Origin of the sequence: Vreelandella neptunia (genome assembly GCF_022489065.1) — a bacterium.
In the GTDB taxonomy this organism is placed as follows: Bacteria; Pseudomonadota; Gammaproteobacteria; order Pseudomonadales; family Halomonadaceae; genus Vreelandella; species Vreelandella neptunia_A.
Window position 1 is genome coordinate 239,760 of record NZ_JAKVTW010000004.1, and the last position, 16,645, is coordinate 256,404.

A 16,645-nucleotide genomic window follows, 5' to 3' on the forward strand; every position below is an offset into this window, starting at 1 on the left:
CGGAGATCAACACTATGCATCGCGTACTTTTCTGCATCGGTATCAACCAAAATTTCATGAATGCTACGGCCGAGGAAGGCAAACAAGTCTGGCAAGCCTTCAGCCAGATGATGCAAGGCATCGATGAACTCCCCGGCGTCACTATCCTGGGGATTATGGACGACGACCGCATCATGGTCGGCCCTTCCACCACCGCCCCCTGGACCGCCTACATCATGGCTGATGTCCCTGATTACGAGGCCGTTGTCGCCGCCTGCAACTTCTTCCGCACCATCCCAGTGGGGGATGGCGCCTATAAGCTCTGGAAATACGCCCGCGTCGAAGCGCGTATCGGCCGTGAGTTGGTGGTACCTGAATAAAAAAGCAACAACCGCTGGCTAAGGCATGAGGAGAACAAAATGAACCAATTAATCGACGTCAAAAACATCGCGCTCGAACCAGATCAACTGGTCCATAACGATAAGATTGCGACCCCGATGTACACCAGCTCAGAGCTGTTTGAGCAAGAGCAGGAGAAGATTTTCCACAAGACCTGGGTGTGGGTAGCGCATGCAAGCGAGATCCCCGATAAGGGGTCTTTCAAGCTGTCCAAAGTAGGTCGTGAACCGGTCATCGTGGTACGTGACCGTAAGAACAATATCCATGTAATGGTTAATCGCTGCCGCCACAGGGCAGCGACGGTGTGCGAGGTTCACAAGGGCAAGACCTCATCGTTCCAATGCCCTTATCACGGTTGGGGCTATGGACTCGATGGCAGTCTGCGTGCTTTGCCGAATCCCGAACAGTATGGCGATGATTTCGATAAGTCACAGCATGGGATGCTCAAGCTACGCGTTGAAAGCTATCAGGGCATGATCTTCGCCACTTTCAACGAGGGCATTGAGTCATTGGAAGACTTCCTGGGGGCTGCCAAGAAGTGGATCGATCTGTTTATGAAACAGGGTGGTGGGTATCCCGTAAAAACCCTTGGCGAACATCAGTTTTCGGTGCCAATGAACTGGAAAGTTCAGCTAGAGAACACCACTGACGCCTATCACTTTCCGATCGTGCATAAATCCTTCCTGCAATCCCTCGATGAGGAAGCCGAAAAAACGTTCACCTTCCTTGATGGCGAAGGCTTCGTTGAAGACCTGGGTAACGGTCACTCCGTCATGGTCATGATTCCCGAGCTCGTCGACCTAGAGGAGGATCTTGATCGCAAGATTCCAGAGCGTTTTGCAGAGTTGGCGCAGGCGCTGCGCGGCGAAGGCTACCCGGAAGATCAAGTCCGCCGCATTGTGCGCGCGGTAGGTGGCTCCGGGTTCAACCTTAATCTGTTCCCCAACGTGGCGTGCTCAATGGCCTTCTTCCGGGTGTTGACGCCCGTTGCTGTCGATAAAACTGATATTCGCCACATTGCCATTGGTATGGAGGGAGGTCCCGACATCGCCAATCGCGTACGCCTGCGCTTGCATGAACACTTTCAGGGCCCCATGGGCTTTGGTTCTCCCGACGATGCCGAGGTCTGGGAGCGAATCCAGCGGGGAGTTGAGGGCGGTGCCGAACTACCGATTCTGGTCAATCGCGGCATCGAAAAGGAAGTGCCGGGCGAGGCAGGGCCACGCGGTCATGTATCGGATGAAACGGGTATGCGTGCCGCCTATGCGATGTGGAAACGGATGATGCAGGAGTGAGCGAAATGAACACAATCGACAATGAAAACCTGCTCTGGCAGGTCACGCAGTTTATTTGGCACGAAGCGGCGATTCTGGACGCAAAAGAGTACGACGCTTGGCTCGATCTGTGGCAGCCAGAGGGCTTGTACATCATTCCTATCGAGGACGTCGACGATTACGCGGCAGTGCTCAACCTCTGTTACGACGATGACAAGATGCGCCGGGATCGTATTAAACGCTTCCAGGATGGTTTCTCGATCTCATCGGCACCCCCGGCCGTGACCGTGCGCACCCTGTCACGTTTTGTGATCGATGCCCTCGATGGCAATACGGTTGTCGTTTCATGCGCTGAGCACCTGGTTGAAGACAAGTTTGGGCGTCAGCGCATTTGGGCCGCCAATGTGCGTTACACCCTCACGTCCACTGATACCGGCTTCCGTCTTCAGGAAAAGGTGGTTCGTCTACTCAATTCTGATGGAGTGCTGAATTCGTTCAGCTATTTGTTCTGATGAGCGTTCCACTACCCGACAAAATTCAGACCGCAGTAGTGACCGGCGGCGCACGTGGGCTCGGGGTTCACATCGTACGCGCACTACATAAGGCGGGGTTTCGTGTCGTTATCACCGATATCGACACCGGACCCGCCGAAGCGCTGGCATCCGAACTCGACCTGGCCGGAGAAACCGCGGTGACCGCGACCCTCGATGTCGCCAAGCCAGAGGATTTCCAGTGCGTGCTGGACAAGATTGTCGCCCGCTGGGGCAGTTGCGAAGTGCTGGTCAACAATGCAGCCCGCACCGCAGTGCAAGGGGTGTTCGATATTGACCCCGCCCAATTTAACGAAGTGATGACCACCAATGCCGGCAGTGTCTTTGCCGGTTGCCAAGTCTTTGGTCGCCACTTCCGAGCGCGTGGCTATGGGCGCATCGTCAACCTGGCGTCGTTGGCAGGGCAGAACGGCGGTACCGCCACTGGCGCTCATTATGCTGCCTCCAAGGGCGCCATTCTGACCTTGACCAAGATTTTTGCCCGCGACTTGGCGGCGGACGGGGTGACCTGCAATGCCATTGCGCCGGGGCCACTGGATACCCCGATGGTGCGTGAGGTGCTCGGTGACAATCTGGATAAAGCGCTTGCCAATATACCCGTAGGCCAGCTGGGTTCCCCTGAGCTGGTCGCGCAAATGGTGAGCTTTCTTGCCAGCCCTCAGGCGGCTTTTGTAAACGGTGCCTGCTGGGACGTCAATGGCGGCATTTACATGCGCTGAGCATCTGGAGATGACCATGCAAGATGACATCATGACCCTGAACGTTGTGCGCCGCGATATCCATACCAATGAGATCGCGGTGATCGATCTGGCGGCTGAGAGTGGCGCTGATCTGCCTGCCTTTGAAGCAGGCGCTCACATTGATATCCACCTCGATGACGGGCTGGTGCGCCAATACTCGCTGAGTAACCCCCCAGGGGAGCGCCACCGTTATCGGCTAGGAGTCCTCCTCGACCCGGCGTCGAGGGGAGGATCCAAGGCGGTACACGAACGCCTGCACGAAGGTGTTCAGGTGAAGGTGAGCACTCCCCGCAATCTCTTCCCCCTGGATGGATCGGCACCGCATAGCCTGTTGGTGGGCGGGGGTATCGGTATTACGCCCATGATTGCCATGGCGTACGAGCTGCGCGATGCCGGGCGCTCCTTTGAGTTGCATTACTGCTGCCGTGGGCGTGAAAAAGCCGCTTTTATTGACGAGCTTGAAGCCGCCTTTGGCGATGCATTAATGATGCACTTCGATGATGGGGAGGCCTCCCAGCGGCTGGAAATAGAGACGTTGCTGGCGTCACAACCCGCCCATACCCACCTTTATGTATGCGGTCCCACCGGTTTTATGGACTGGGTGATTAATGCTGCCCGTCAGGCGGAGTGGCTACACAGCCGTGTGCATTCAGAGTACTTCTCTGCAGAAGTGGATACCAGTGGTGCCGCTTTTGAAGTGGAGGCGGTTGCCAGTGGTGTCACCGTTCAGGTGGAAGAGGGCATGTCCATCGCCCAGGCGCTCAAGGCGGCGGGAGTCAAGGTCAATGTTTCCTGTGAAGAGGGGGTTTGCGGCACCTGTATCTGCGAGGTGCTGGAGGGCACTCCCGATCACCGTGACCACTTTCTCAGCGAAGAAGAAAAGGAAGATAACGACCAGATGGCCGTGTGCTGCTCCAGGGCCAAAAGCGCACGCCTAGTCCTCGACCTTTGATCTGCCAGCGTAAAGGGAAACCGTATGCACGCCGTCAAAACAAGACTATGTGAGCCGATTTTAAACCTGTGTGGCCTGTGCCTGTTACTGATCGCCTTTGTCATCGGTGCGGGGGTGTTGATGCACCTGTTTGGAGTGTCGCAACTCATTGCGTTTGAAACGCCCCATTGGCTGGTGGGAGGAGCAATTACGTTTAACTCTTTAATGGGGTTACAGGTACTGCTTTTTGCAGTGGCCATCATGATGGCTATCGCCCCGGTCATGCTGCTGGATCGGCACGTTAGGGTTGATGTGTTTCACTCCCGTCTATCGGCACGCTATCGGCATGGGATCGATATTGTTGGGCATGCCCTGTTCGGTATCCCTTTCTTTGCGTTGCTACTTCTACCCGCTTATCGATTTGTCGAGCGCGCCTACCTGACCAGTGAGCGCTCGACAGATGGGGGGCTGACGGACATATACGTTATCAAGGCCACCCTGCCGATCGGTATCACCCTGTTTTTGGCGGTGCTGGTGTATCTGTTAGTGAAACGAACTTGGTTATTGATGTCAGGGAGCTCGGATCATGCTTGAACATTGGCTGCCTCTATCTATGGTGCTGCTGCTATTTGCGGGTATTTTATCGGGTTATCCGGTGGCACTGGTGTTGGGTGGAGTGTCGGCCATTTTTCTGCTGTTTTCAGACCTCCCCTTCGCCTTCTCCAATCTCATGTTGACGCGCGTATACGCGAACGCGCTGAACAACTGGCTCTACGTCGCCATACCGATGTTCATCATGATGGGATTGCTATTGGAGCGAACCGGCCTAGCTCGTGATGCTTTCCGCGTCAGCGAACGCTTGCTGCGCAGGCTTCCTGGCCATCTCGCGCTGACGGTGCTGTTCATCGGCGGATTGATGGCTGCGACCACGGGTGTGGTGGGCGCTTCCGTTGTCCTGCTTGCGGTATTGGCGCTGCCCCGAATGCTCGATGCTGGCTACTCAGCATCGGTGTCGGCGGGGCTCATTTCAGCATCGGGCACGCTCGCCATTCTGATGCCGCCTTCCGTGATGCTGATCATTCTATCCAGCCTGGTGTCGGTACCCGTCGGCCATCTGTTCAAGGCTGCCTTGATCCCGAGTGCTTTGCTGCTACTGCTCTACACACTCTATTCGCTTGCCCTTGCATGGGGGCAGCGGCGTTCGCCTTTAACCGATATCAAACGCCCACCAGATGAGCAGCAAGGTGGTGGTGTTTGGCGCAACCTGCTGGCTTTGTTCCCCTTTCTCGTACTGATCCCCATCGTGCTGGGCACCATCGTCTATGGGGTGGCGACGCCTACGGAGGCTAGCGGTGTAGGCGTGCTGGCGGTGTTGGGGTTTGCCGGTGTCATGCAGAAAATCGATGTGGAATCGGTCGTGACAGCGGCGAGAGAGACTGTGGTATCGACGGCCATGATCATGATGTTGGTCATTACGGCGACCTGCTTCTCGCTAATTTTTAAAGGGGTCGGCGGTGATGGCTTAATTCGCAGCAGCTTGGGACTGATGGGGGGAGGCAGCTGGAGTGTGTTAATCCTCATCCTATTGCTGGTTTTCGTGCTGGGGTTCTTCCTGGACTGGCTGGAAATATCCTTGATTCTGATGCCTATCTTTGTGCCTATCATCACCCAGTTGGAGCTGTCGAATGGGCTTACCGGTGGAGCGCTACTGGTGTGGTTTGCCATTCTGTTTGCAATCAATTTGCAGACTTCCTTTCTCACTCCCCCGTTCGGCGTATCACTCTTCTATTTGAAAGGGGCCGTGGGTGATCGCGTTGCCACCTTGGATATTTATCGAGGCGTACTGCCCTTCATCGCCATCCAACTGTTCGTCTTGCTACTGATCCTGCTGTTTCCGGGGCTACTCATGCTGTAAGCCGTTGCATCAACCATCACCGCAAAGAACTTAAGGCATAGAACTTAAGGTATAGAACTTAAGAGATAGAACTTAAGAGATAGAACTTACGAAACAAATAGAACAGGAGTTAACACCATGAAGTTGTCTTTGAAGAGCACCATTATCGGTACTGGAGCGTCGCTACTCGCCTCCACTGCGATGGCCCAGAATTTGACCCTGCAATCCGCTTTTCCCTTCAGTCTTGAGGTCATCGATACCTCCATACATCGCTTTGTCGAGGATGTCGCCACAGCGACCAACGGGGAGCTGACCTTCACCCCTTATGATGCCGGTTCCTTTTCGCCCCCCTTCGAAATTCTGGAGAACGTCGGTAACGGCAGCCTGGACGCAGGTTGGTCGGCCGCCAGCTACTGGGCAGGTCAGATTCCGGCCGCCGCGCTGTTTCAAAGCATTCCCTTCGGCCCCGATGTGCCGAAGTACCTGTCCTGGCTATATGGCGGCGGCGGTCTCGAACTGTGGGAGGCGCTGTACGCACCCCATAATGTCGTACCGATTCCCTGCGGTAGCATGATCTCTGAAGCGGGCGGATGGTTCACCGAGGAAATCACCAATGTTGAAGACCTCAATGGCATGAGCATGCGCATTAGTGGTCTGGGGGGAGAGGTGATTAGTCGCTTGGGAGTGTCGCCGGTTTCCATTCCTGCTGGCGAGACGTTTCTCGGGCTTGATACGGGGCGCATTGGTGCCGCTGAGCTCAGCTTTCCCTCCATTGATACCAGTGCGGGGTTCTTTGAAGTTGCCAAGCACTACTACTTCCCTGGCTGGCATCAGCCCGGCAGCCTCAATGAACTGCTGGTTAACGCTGACGTATGGGTCGGATTGGCAGAAAGCCAGCGCTTGGCCGTGCGCAATGCCTGCAGTGATTTGAGCATTCGTATGTTTGCCCACGATATGCAGGCTCAATCCGCCGCCCTGGAAGAGTTTCGCAGCGCTGGAGTAACCGTTGAACGCTTCCCTGAAGAGGTGTTGGCTGCCTTGCAGTTGGCCACAGAGGAGGTGCTGGAAGAAGCGGCTCAGCGTGATAACGACTTTGCCGACGTCATTGAATCGTATCAAAACTTTAGCGAGCGCTATGACGAGTACCGCGAGCTAACCGCTTTTTAACCACCCCGAGCCAACCGCTCAAATACGGATAATGAGGATTGCGATGCCTACCGTTCACGTTTACATGATGTCAGGAAGAACAGCGCAGCAAAAAGAGGCATTGATCAGTGAGGTGACCGATGCCGTAGTGTCATCGATAAGCGCACCTAAAGAGAACGTTCGGGTGATTATCAGCGAGGTGCCCAAAAGTGAGTATGGGATAGGTGGCGTCACCGGTGAAAAACTAGGCCGCTGATACTCCTCTGCATAAATAGTACAAGAGAGACAGTTTATGAGTATTGATACCAGAGATTTTAGAAACGCCCTGGGAAAGTTTGCCACTGGCGTAACAGTGATAACCACCCGTGATACGGGAGGTGAGCACTATGGCGTAACGGCAAGCAGCTTCAATGCCGTCTCCATGACACCGCCGCTGATTCTATGGAGCATCGATAAAAGCGCCTATAGCCTGGATGCCTACTGCCAGGCAGAGCACTTTGTGGTCAATGTACTGGGCAGTGATCAGGTGCCCATCTCTAACCGTTTCGCCCAGCGGGGTGAGAACAAGTTCCAGGGGATCGACCTTGAAGAGGCGGTAGGGGGCAGCGCACGAATAGTCGGCGCCGTGGCCCATTTTGAGTGCCGCACCTGGCAGGTTTACGAAGGCGGAGATCACTTCATCATCGTCGGGGAGGTGCTGAAGTATGACTACCAGGATGGTCGTGGCGCTTTAGTCTTCCACAATGGGCGCTATGCCCTGCCTGAGCCCCATCCGATGACGATTCCCCAAGAGGAGGTCGAGACGGGAGAGGGCCTGCTGGGGCATCACTTTCTCTATCTGTTGCGTCAGTCCCTGTCTGCCTATCGTAAGGATTTCTACCCTCGCCTCGAACACATGGGAGTGGATGAGAAGGAGTGGCGGGTGCTGACCCTGCTACTTGATCGAGGAGCGCTGCCCCTTGAAACCATTGCCCAACGTGTTGCTCAGCCCACCGAAGACCTGAAGGACACTTTAAGCGGTCTGACCCGCCGGGGGCTGGTAAGTGACCGTGATGATAACGCCGCTACCGTTGCCCTGACGAATGCGGGAGGCGAGTTGGCGCGCAAGCTGCTGCAAATGGCGCGGGAGTATGAGCAGAAGGTATTTGAAGGCGTGAGCGAGGAGGAGGTGAGCGCTCTGAAAGCGGGGCTTGAGCGTGTTATTGGGCAGCTAGGAACTCCCTGACGAGTCACGACGAAGAGTAGAAAATAGCGCTACCACCAGAGGAAAATGATATGACGGAAGTGTCTGCAACAGCGTTTAAACGGCTTATGGATCGCGTCGATACCCTAGAGGCCGAGTCCGAAATTCGTCGGATTCAAACCCGGTATATGTTTCTTTGTGACACCCCTATGCCGGAGTACGGTGTCGAGAATGATGAGCAGCGCATTAATCAAATCATGGCGCTCTATACTGATGATGCAGTGTGGGAGGGGGTCGGTGAGTATTACGACGGTCAGTTTGGACGTCTAGAGGGAGCTACGGCTATTCGACGCCACTTCGAGAATTTCTGGGGGCAGAAAAAAGATCCTCAATTACTCCTGAATGTGCACTACCTGACCTCTGAACAGATTCACGTCAAGGGCAATGCGGCGACTGGGCAGTGGGTGCACTGCCAGCCGTGGATTTTTTCTGATGGTAGCTCGCTTCTGCGTTCATCGCGGCTTAATAACGCTTTTAGGAAGCAGGATGACGGGCGCTGGTTAATTACCCGCACACGGACGGAAAATGTGTTTGTAGCCCCCTTGAAAGAGGGCTGGGCAACGGACTTTCCTGCTGCGTCGGTGTTAATGAAACCCTAAGGAGGAACCTAATGCTAGCCTCCATTGCTTCCCCAAGAATAGCTATCGTGGGTGCTGGCGCCATCGGTACTACCCTAGCGGCGCGCCTTGCATTGGCAGGGTATACCGTCAGCGTGCTGGCTCGAGGTGGCACGCTGACGGCCATCAAGCGAAATGGTGTCTGCCTCATCGATCAGCAGGGGCAACACACCGCCAGCGTCATTGCTGCGGATAATGGTGGTGAGCTTGGTAAGCAAGACATCGTCTTTCTGTGTACTAAAGCCCACTCTGTACCCTCCCTGTTGCCACAACTACAACCGCTGTTCGACCAGCACACATGCCTAGTGCCGATGGTGAACGGTACGCCATGGTGGTTACTCATGGATGCCGTGGAGCTTTGTGCCGCCAACACAGCCCCTGTAAACACAGCCCCTATAGAAACAGTCCATATAGAAGCGGTAGACCCGGGAGGTGAGCTGGTTCGCTGCCTACCTGCCAGCGCCATCATCGGATGCGTCGTCTATATTGCGGCACATTTGCAGGCACCGGGCGTCGCGATCTCAAATACCCCGCCACGACTGATTGTTGGCGATATAGTCGCCACGCCCGACGCCGCGAATGGTCGTATGGAAACGCTTGTTAAGGTATTGGAAAACGGTGGCATCACGACGCGCCATACAGAGCGTATTAGAGATGCCGTATGGAGCAAAATCGCTGCTAACCTGACGTCCAACCCCCTCTCGGTGATGACAGGTACCACGCTGGCACAGCTGTATAGCCACCCCTCCCTGCAAAAGATCGTAAGCCAACTTTTTGAAGAAACGCGTCTTACAGCCCACGCCTATGGCGGTCGCCTTGAGATGACGTTGCAGGAGCTTCTTGATCTTGGCGAACGTATGGGGGCGGTCAGAACCTCTATGCTGCAGGACTATCAACAGGGGCGTGCTCTCGAACTCGCGGCGATCGTCGAGGGCGTGATCGAACTGGCGGATAGGAAGCGTATTTCCGTCCCCACTATCAAGTCCATTCTTCACCTTACGCGATACTTTGAAGACAGCGCTCTTCGTCAGTCACATGCCCACGGTGGCAAGGAGAATTCTTAGATGACTATTAAGCCATTATTCATGCCGAATAACGTTCTAAAACCTGATCACTGCAGCGAAGATGAGTGGCAGCAGCGCCTTAAACTCGCCTACTGTTACCATCTAATCGATTTCTTCGGCTGGACGGAAACCATTTTCAACCATATCTCTGCCCGAGTGCCGGGCTCAGATAATCATTATTTGGTTAACCCCTTCGGTCTCAACTACACGGAAGTGACACCGCTTAATCTGTTGAAGGTCGACCTGGACGGCAACAAGGTTGAGGCCTCTGAGTACAACGCCAATCCCGCTGGCTTTGCTCTGCATAGCGCAGTGCACGGGGCGCGGGAGGATATCCACTGCCTGTTGCATACCCATACTGTTCCCATCTCGGCCATCGTGCAGAAGAAAAAGGGCTTTACCCACCACGATTTCTACGGTGCCCAACTCTATGGCCGCGTGGGGTACCATGATTTTGAAGGCATCACGCTCTTCGCCGACGAGAAAACGCGCATGCTGGAGAGCCTGGGTAACAAGCACGTGCTGGTGCTACGTAACCATGGGATTGCCGTGGGCGAGTCCTCGATTGAGAAGGCGCTGTTTCTATTGTGGACCGTCCAGCGGGCGGCGGAAAACCAGTGCGCAGCAGGGGCTTTGGGTGGCGAGGATGTGGAAATCGATACCTCAATTAGTCAGAAGTGTGCCGACCTTACCGCCGAACTGATTCGTGAAAGCGGCTTTGCCAACGAGTTCTTTACTGCCATGGTGCGTAAGCTCAAGTCCGAACGTCCACTCCCATTCTAAGCCACGCCCTTTCTAAAATAGATATGCAGATGGGCCGCCTGTTTGCCTCATGGCTGATGATGGGCGGCCCACCGATCTATTCACGTTACTGCTGGTATTGCTCGATTAACGCCAGCATGCGGTCGTATAGTGCCGCTGCCGGTAGGCCCTGCGCCGCAACCTGCTCGATACGCTGCTCATTGAGCGGTTCGATACGCCCCGCCCAGCGACTTTGCTCTTCTTCGCTTAGGGTGACAACCTCCAAATCATGGTTATCCTGCGCCCAGTTGATGGCTTCGCGAACATGATTATCAAGATAGTGCCCGGCGTACTGAGAGGCCTCAGCGCCGAGCTCGTCAATGACCTGTTGGACATCTTCCGGTAACGACTCCCAGCGCTGTCGGCTCATCACTGCCAGCATCACAACATTGGATAGGGGATAGTCCACGATATAGTCGAGATAGCGGGCGTACTGAAGATCCATCAGGGTTTCGCGGGAGGAAGCAACCCCTTGAACAATGCCGGCCTGGAGCGCTTCGCCGGTTTCAGCTTGAGACATGCCAATCGGCACGGCCCCGAGTGTGCGCAGAGTGTCGGACTCGCCCGGCACACGAATTTCCAGGCCGGATAGATCCTCAAGCGTGCTCACCTGTTCTCGCGTCTGGAGATACCCCGGTTCGGAAGTAAACACAGTAATCACTTTGAAATCCTCAAGACCGAACTGCTCCTGGGGAAACTCGCGTACCAATTGGTAGGCAACTTGGCTTGCCACTTCAGAGTTAACATCGATACCGCTGAAATCACCGATCAGGTTCAGTAACGGAAAGCGTGCAGGCTCGTAGGAGGTTGTCGTAAGGCCAATATCGGCGACGCCATTGAGTACGCCATCCAGCATGTTGCTGGCGGTGAGCAGGGTGCCACCTGGAAAGGTGTTGACGGTGACCTTTCCCTCAGTGCGTTTTTCAAGTTCATCGGCCCAGAACTGCATCTGCACACCGGGAAACGTTTGAGCGGGAGCAAAGAAAGCGTAATTGAGGTTGATATCACTAGCCAGCGTCGCTGAACTTAGCATCACACCCGCCACGAGACTGCTTAAACGCAGCAGTGAGGGTCGGTGCTGCAAAAGCGCGTGTTCTTTGTGCATGTTGATCGCCATTGGGAACATCCTCTCTATTTGTTGTTTGTTGAATGCCGGTCATGAAGCAGCGTATAAACATTCAACATCACATGAAAAGTAAAGTAAATTGTTAAGTTAACAGCCGTCATTTGGAAACGGTGCAAGTTGAGTTCCAGTTGTTTAAAAACGCCTAAATTATTATTTACTTAACGCGAGCCGAAGGTTGCTATGTGAGTCTAGATAAGCACGCATTTCGTCACTTCTTACTGGCAAGGCACCACTCAAGCGCAACTTGGTGAATAAAGTGCATGTCTTGGTGCATTCATACTCACTACCCCATAAGTTCGACGCCTCGACTCGAGTAGTGGTTAACAACGCTCACTTCCATGAAAGGAGTGGGTTGGCTTTATCGATAGATGGCCTGTTTCAGCGAGCCGTTATTAGTTGCGTTTTTTGAATATCGGTTGCGCATTGTGGATATCCGTCAGTAACCCGATGACTGTACCGTTTAACGATGCCTGAAGGCGTTAACAAGAAACGGAGATAAGCATGAAAGTCAGCGTTATTGGCGGTGGACATGGTTGCTACGCCGCAGCCATCGAGATGGTGGAGAAAGGTTTCGATGTGACATTGTGGCGTCGGGATGGCAATGCTCTGCAAGAGTTGCGTAAATTGGGCTATTTGGATGTGAAGGATGCGCACGGCGAACGGCGTATTCAGATTGGTACTAACAAGGATCAACTATCTCTAACAGATAGTCTGGCGGAGGCGACGCAACAGGCGGAGCTGCTGATTGTGCCCTTACCCGCCACGTCTCATGACACCCTAGCCGACCAGTTGGGCACGCTACTACGGGATGATCAGGTGGTCTTTCTACCGCCGGGTACATTCGGCAGCTACCTGTTCCACCGAGCGATGCGAAAAGCAGGCAACGACAGCCAAGTGGCCTTCTGTGAAACGGGAACGCTTCCTTATTTGGCGCGTAAGCACGGTGCTAATAAGGTAGTCATCAGCGTTTATGCAACCCGGCTCCCTACCGGCGTCTTCCCCAGCGAACTATCAGCACATGCCTTCTCTGTATTGCGGGAGGCCTACCCCAGCGTTGAACCCATCGAGGATGGACTCAGTGGCGCCTTAATGAACGCTGGCCCTATTATCCACCCGCCTTTAATTATGATGAATGCGGGGCCGTTGGAGCATTTTGATGCCTGGGATATTCATAACGAAGGAACCCAGCCCTCTATCCGCAGCGTGACCACCGCGCTAGATAATGAGCGTATCGCGGTGCGTGAAAAGTTGGGTTACAAGCCCTCCCATTTTCCTCTTGCTAACCACTACGCCTCCGAAGGCGAGGAGTGGATGTATGGTCGTGGCGCCCACGGCAAACTGACCGATAGTGGCGACTGGCGAGAGAACATCGACCTTCATAGCCATCGTTACATGCTGGAGGACACCCGAATGGGGCTCTCCTTCATCGTATCGGTTGGCCGCTGGGCGGGGCAGCCCACGCCAGTGGCGGAGGGGCTGTTGAGCATTGCTTCGGCGATCACAGGCCAAGATCTCTATGCCCAAGGCCGAACGCTGGAAATGCTGGGACTGGATTCGCTCTCTCAGGCGCAGATGCGCTCTTTATTGACGTATGGCATTCAAGCCTGACCTACCGATAGAGGAGACCGCATCATGCAGGACAATATCATCGTCTTGGGAGCTGGAAGAATGGGAGAAGGTATTGCCCTCTCATTTATTTTGGCTGGCAAGGAGGTCGTGCTGATCGACTTCAAGCCACGCAGCCCTGAAGAGCGTGAGCACTATTATGAGCAGGCTCGCAGCAGGCTAATGACGGAGCTCAAGTACCTTCAGGAGAAGCGGCTCATTCAGGAAGAGCATATTGCTTCAATGGTGAAGCAACTTCGTATCGTGGATGATCAGCAGGTGCAGATGGTGGCGGGAAGCTGTTTGGCTTTCGAGGCGCTGCCTGAAGTCAGCGAGATTAAGCAGCAAGGGCTGGCCTGGGCAAGCCGACATTTGGATAAAGAGGCTGTTATCGCATCAACGACGTCCACTTTTCTGGTCACCGAACTCGCCTGCATGGTTAGCCATCCGGCCCGGTTTATGAACGCCCACTGGCTTAATCCTGCCCATTTGATGCCCTTAGTGGAGGTAAGCCGGGGCAAGGATTCCGAGCAGCGTTATGTTGATGCGCTGTTTACGGTGCTTAAAGGGATAGGAAAAGTACCGGTGCTGTGCGAGGCGGCGCCGGGCTACATCATTCCCCGTCTGCAGGTGCTGCTCATGAATGAAGCCGCGCGTATGGTCGAGGAGGGCGTTGCTAGCGCCGAGGATATCGATGTGGCCATCCGGGTTGGGCTAGGGTTGCGCTATTCGGTGCTGGGAGTGCTGGAGTTCATCGATTGGGGCGGTGGCGATACGCTTTTCTACGCCTCCAACTACCTGTGCGACAAGCTGGATAACCGTTTCAAGTCACCTGAGGTTATTACTCGGAATATGCAAGAGAAACGTAGAGGCTTTCAAGACGGCGTGGGCTTCTTCGACTACTCAGGGGTCGATCTGTCGAACTACCGAAGGCAGCGCTCCGACGCTTTTCTAAAGCGTCTTGAGCTACTTGACCTGATGCCGACAGTCACTACCCGTTATTAATCCTTCACAGCCTATAAAGCGCCTATTGGAAACCATGCTGTTCCTGTAGGTTTTCGCCGAGGATAGTCATAATGAAAACCAGTACACAGATGGGAGCGTTAACAGCACTAATAGCTGCAATGGCGTTGGTGGGGTGTAGCGATGCACAGGAGGGGGTAGCCGGTGAGCCTAGCGACGACGCCCAAGTGATTACTCTCAGCTATGCTTTTTTTGCCCCAGCGCAGAGCTTTCCTGCCGTTCAGATGGAGCACTGGGCGAAAGAGCTCAATGAACGTACCGGTGGGCGTGTCGAGGTCGACCTCTTCCCAGGGGGCTCCTTACTCACAGCCAGCAACATGTACGATGGTGTGCTGAATGGTGTTGCGGATATAGGGCTTTCAGCCACCTCTTACGAGCCGGGCCGTTTTCCCCTGATCAACTTGGCCGGAAGCCTGACTGGTCAGGACGTCAATTCAGAAATAGCCAGCCGCATGATTTACCAACTGATTCAAGAGTTTGGTGAGCAGATGCCCGAACTCGAAGAGTTCAAGGTCATCACGGCCTTTACCTCGGAGCCTGCCTATTTCCAGACCATTGAACCGATTCGTCAACTGGAAGACCTGGATGGGCTGGAAATCAGAATTTCCGGCGATAACTCCAGGGCGCTGGATGCATTGGGGGTAACAGCAGTCGGTATGTCGCAGGCCGATGCCGGCGAGGCACTTCAATCTGGCATTATCGATGGGTATGCGGCTTCCCGGGAAGTGCTAATGGATATGCAGTTCGCGCGTTTGGCTAAGTACGTGACCGATTACCCCTTAACTAACACCATTTTTGCAGCGCTGATGTCGAGAGAGAAGTGGGAGGCGCTCCCTGATGATATCCAGGCGGTTATCGACGAATTGGCACCGGAGATGGCAACCTTCACCGGCCAATATCTCGATGAGCATATACAGCGTTCACTCGAGTGGGCGCAGCAGGAAGAGGGCGTTGAAGTAATAGCGCTCGCCGATGATGAGGCTAGCCGTTGGGATGACCAGCTTGCGCCGGTCAATGAAACTATCCTGTCGGATGCAGAGCAGCAGGGCCTTCCCGCGTACGCCTTTGCAGAAAGAATGCGTGAGCTGATCGAGGAGTATCGTACCGAGGCCGAATAAGAGGAGCAGAGCCGACAGTAGGCTCATGGTAAGTCGTTGGCCAATTCGTTCCCGGCAGTATGTTCGCGGTTTGACTGTAGCGTTTGCACGGGGGTCATCCCATAGACCTCCTTGTACTGTGCGGAGAAATGGCCAGGGCTGTTGATGCCATGCTGCATGATGACGTCGGTAACGCGGTGACCGCGAGGGGCATGAAGCAGCGCCCGGTGCACACTCTTCATACGTTGCTGAGTAAAATAGGCTTTGGGTGAGAGCCCGATAAATTGCTGGAAGCCGTACTGCAGCGTGCGCTTTGACACCCCAACCATCGAGGCCAGAGTATCGAGCTCAATACCCTGCTTGAGGTTCTGGTCAATACGATTTTTGGCGTTTTTTACATAGTGTGGAAGAGGAGAGGGGTTACCATTCAAGCGCTGACTGTAGTTGTTCATGAACAGCCCCAGCAGGCTGTCATATAAGTACTCTTCCATCAGCTTGATCTGCTGGCGCGGGGCATTTTGCTGGTGAAGAGAGTCGGTGAGACGGGCAAAATACTTGATGGTATCCAGAAGAAAAACCGTGCCGGGATAGTGCTCGGGGAAGTAGTGGTCAAAGATGATCGGAAGATCAATGCGTTGATCGAGCCGACACGACAAGCGTTGCTCCAACTTATAGCGCGGTACTCGAACGATGATGTTATGGCAGTTCGGAGAGGTTTGAATGAGGGCGCGTTGACAGGGGGAGGTGACGGTAATACCTCCCTGAACCATACTCACCTGCCGGTCAGCGTATACGATGGTTCCCTGACCTTCGAGAGTGATACGAAACAGGTAAACGTTCGACTCTTCGACAGGGTCAATTTCGACATTGGCACCATACTGCAGTTCGATAATAGCCAGTTGGTCGAAGCTGACGGCACTCAAACGTGAGGCAAGTCGCGGGCCATCAAATAAACGCATGCGATGTGGGCACAGGTAGTGGGTAACATGCTCGCGAATGACATCTTGTGAATCGGTGCGCACAATATCGTGCTGCAGCAGAAACGGTGTTATACCCATGGTTCACCTCAACAAAGCACCAGGCAGGTGATGGTTTTGGGGTTTGGTACCGAAGTAATATCGGCCGTGCCAGTTGATGGCATGCTCTATCTCTAGA

The 16,645-nt window shown here is 54.4% G+C and carries 18 protein-coding genes; 16 read left to right on the plus strand and 2 right to left on the minus strand.

Going from position 1 to position 16,645, the window contains the following annotated elements:
• Positions 1-14: 14 nt before the first annotated feature.
• The 13 genes from MLE19_RS08825 to MLE19_RS08885 all read left to right on the plus strand — a co-directional run bounded on the left by MLE19_RS08825 (position 15) and on the right by MLE19_RS08885 (position 10,621).
• A complete protein-coding gene (locus MLE19_RS08825; protein ID WP_240717808.1) occupies positions 15-359 on the plus strand; it encodes an IacB protein in 345 nt (114 codons plus the stop codon).
• Positions 360-398: 39 nt separating this feature from the next.
• Positions 399-1,673 (plus strand): aromatic ring-hydroxylating oxygenase subunit alpha, encoded by a 1,275-nt coding sequence (locus MLE19_RS08830; RefSeq protein WP_240717809.1) that lies wholly within the window; start codon positions 399-401, stop codon positions 1,671-1,673.
• A 5-nt stretch (positions 1,674-1,678) separates the two neighbouring features.
• Positions 1,679-2,164 carry an aromatic-ring-hydroxylating dioxygenase subunit beta gene (locus MLE19_RS08835; protein ID WP_240717810.1) on the plus strand — a complete coding sequence of 162 codons (486 nt, stop codon included), beginning with the start codon at positions 1,679-1,681 and terminating at the stop codon, positions 2,162-2,164.
• Positions 2,164-2,922, plus strand: coding sequence for an SDR family NAD(P)-dependent oxidoreductase (locus MLE19_RS08840; RefSeq protein WP_240717811.1), 759 nt, complete (start codon positions 2,164-2,166; stop codon positions 2,920-2,922). Before MLE19_RS08835 ends, MLE19_RS08840 begins: the two co-directional genes overlap by 1 nt.
• Before the next feature lie 16 nt (positions 2,923-2,938).
• The gene (locus MLE19_RS08845) at positions 2,939-3,895 is read left to right on the plus strand and encodes a PDR/VanB family oxidoreductase (RefSeq protein ID WP_240717812.1); all 957 of its coding nucleotides are present in this window, start codon (positions 2,939-2,941) and stop codon (positions 3,893-3,895) included.
• A gap of 24 nt (positions 3,896-3,919) precedes the next feature.
• Entirely contained in the window at positions 3,920-4,468 is a 549-nt protein-coding gene (locus MLE19_RS08850; protein WP_240717813.1) for a TRAP transporter small permease subunit, read from the plus strand.
• Positions 4,461-5,789, plus strand: coding sequence for a TRAP transporter large permease (locus MLE19_RS08855; RefSeq protein WP_240717814.1), 1,329 nt, complete (start codon positions 4,461-4,463; stop codon positions 5,787-5,789). The genes MLE19_RS08850 and MLE19_RS08855 overlap by 8 nt, the downstream gene beginning before the upstream one ends.
• A 117-nt stretch (positions 5,790-5,906) precedes the next feature.
• Positions 5,907-6,935 (plus strand): TRAP transporter substrate-binding protein, encoded by a 1,029-nt coding sequence (locus tag MLE19_RS08860; protein WP_240717815.1) that lies wholly within the window; start codon positions 5,907-5,909, stop codon positions 6,933-6,935.
• A gap of 43 nt (positions 6,936-6,978) precedes the next feature.
• Positions 6,979-7,170, plus strand: a complete 192-nt coding sequence (locus tag MLE19_RS08865; protein WP_240717816.1) for a 2-hydroxymuconate tautomerase — start codon at positions 6,979-6,981, stop codon at positions 7,168-7,170.
• 36 nt (positions 7,171-7,206) lie between these two features.
• Positions 7,207-8,139 carry a flavin reductase gene (locus MLE19_RS08870; RefSeq protein ID WP_240717817.1) on the plus strand — a complete coding sequence of 311 codons (933 nt, stop codon included), beginning with the start codon at positions 7,207-7,209 and terminating at the stop codon, positions 8,137-8,139.
• 50 nt (positions 8,140-8,189) lie between these two features.
• The gene (locus MLE19_RS08875) at positions 8,190-8,756 is read left to right on the plus strand and encodes a nuclear transport factor 2 family protein (RefSeq protein ID WP_240717818.1); all 567 of its coding nucleotides are present in this window, start codon (positions 8,190-8,192) and stop codon (positions 8,754-8,756) included.
• A gap of 11 nt (positions 8,757-8,767) precedes the next feature.
• Positions 8,768-9,838 (plus strand): ketopantoate reductase family protein, encoded by a 1,071-nt coding sequence (locus MLE19_RS08880; RefSeq protein WP_240717819.1) that lies wholly within the window; start codon positions 8,768-8,770, stop codon positions 9,836-9,838.
• Complete coding sequence (locus MLE19_RS08885; RefSeq protein WP_240717820.1) at positions 9,839-10,621, plus strand: class II aldolase/adducin family protein; 783 nt, start codon at positions 9,839-9,841, stop codon at positions 10,619-10,621. It begins immediately after the preceding gene.
• An 85-nt stretch (positions 10,622-10,706) separates the two neighbouring features.
• Here the strand turns inward: MLE19_RS08885 and MLE19_RS08890 are convergent, their stop codons facing one another.
• Positions 10,707-11,744, minus strand: coding sequence for a TRAP transporter substrate-binding protein (locus MLE19_RS08890; protein WP_240717821.1), 1,038 nt, complete (start codon positions 11,742-11,744; stop codon positions 10,707-10,709).
• Positions 11,745-12,266: 522 nt separating this feature from the next.
• On the opposite strand from MLE19_RS08890, the gene MLE19_RS08895 reads away from it, so the two are divergent.
• From MLE19_RS08895 to MLE19_RS08905, 3 genes are all read left to right on the plus strand, one after another.
• Positions 12,267-13,373 carry an NAD/NADP-dependent octopine/nopaline dehydrogenase family protein gene (locus MLE19_RS08895; protein ID WP_240717822.1) on the plus strand — a complete coding sequence of 369 codons (1,107 nt, stop codon included), beginning with the start codon at positions 12,267-12,269 and terminating at the stop codon, positions 13,371-13,373.
• A gap of 24 nt (positions 13,374-13,397) precedes the next feature.
• A complete protein-coding gene (locus tag MLE19_RS08900; protein WP_240717823.1) occupies positions 13,398-14,375 on the plus strand; it encodes a 3-hydroxybutyryl-CoA dehydrogenase in 978 nt (325 codons plus the stop codon).
• Between the two features lie 71 nt (positions 14,376-14,446).
• On the plus strand, positions 14,447-15,511 hold the full coding sequence (locus tag MLE19_RS08905; RefSeq protein WP_240717824.1) for a TRAP transporter substrate-binding protein: 1,065 nt from the start codon (positions 14,447-14,449) through the stop codon (positions 15,509-15,511).
• Positions 15,512-15,534: 23 nt separating this feature from the next.
• Here MLE19_RS08905 and MLE19_RS08910 read toward each other — a convergent pair whose 3' ends face one another.
• Positions 15,535-16,548 carry an AraC family transcriptional regulator gene (locus MLE19_RS08910; RefSeq protein ID WP_240717825.1) on the minus strand — a complete coding sequence of 338 codons (1,014 nt, stop codon included), beginning with the start codon at positions 16,546-16,548 and terminating at the stop codon, positions 15,535-15,537.
• Positions 16,549-16,645 lie beyond the last annotated feature (97 nt).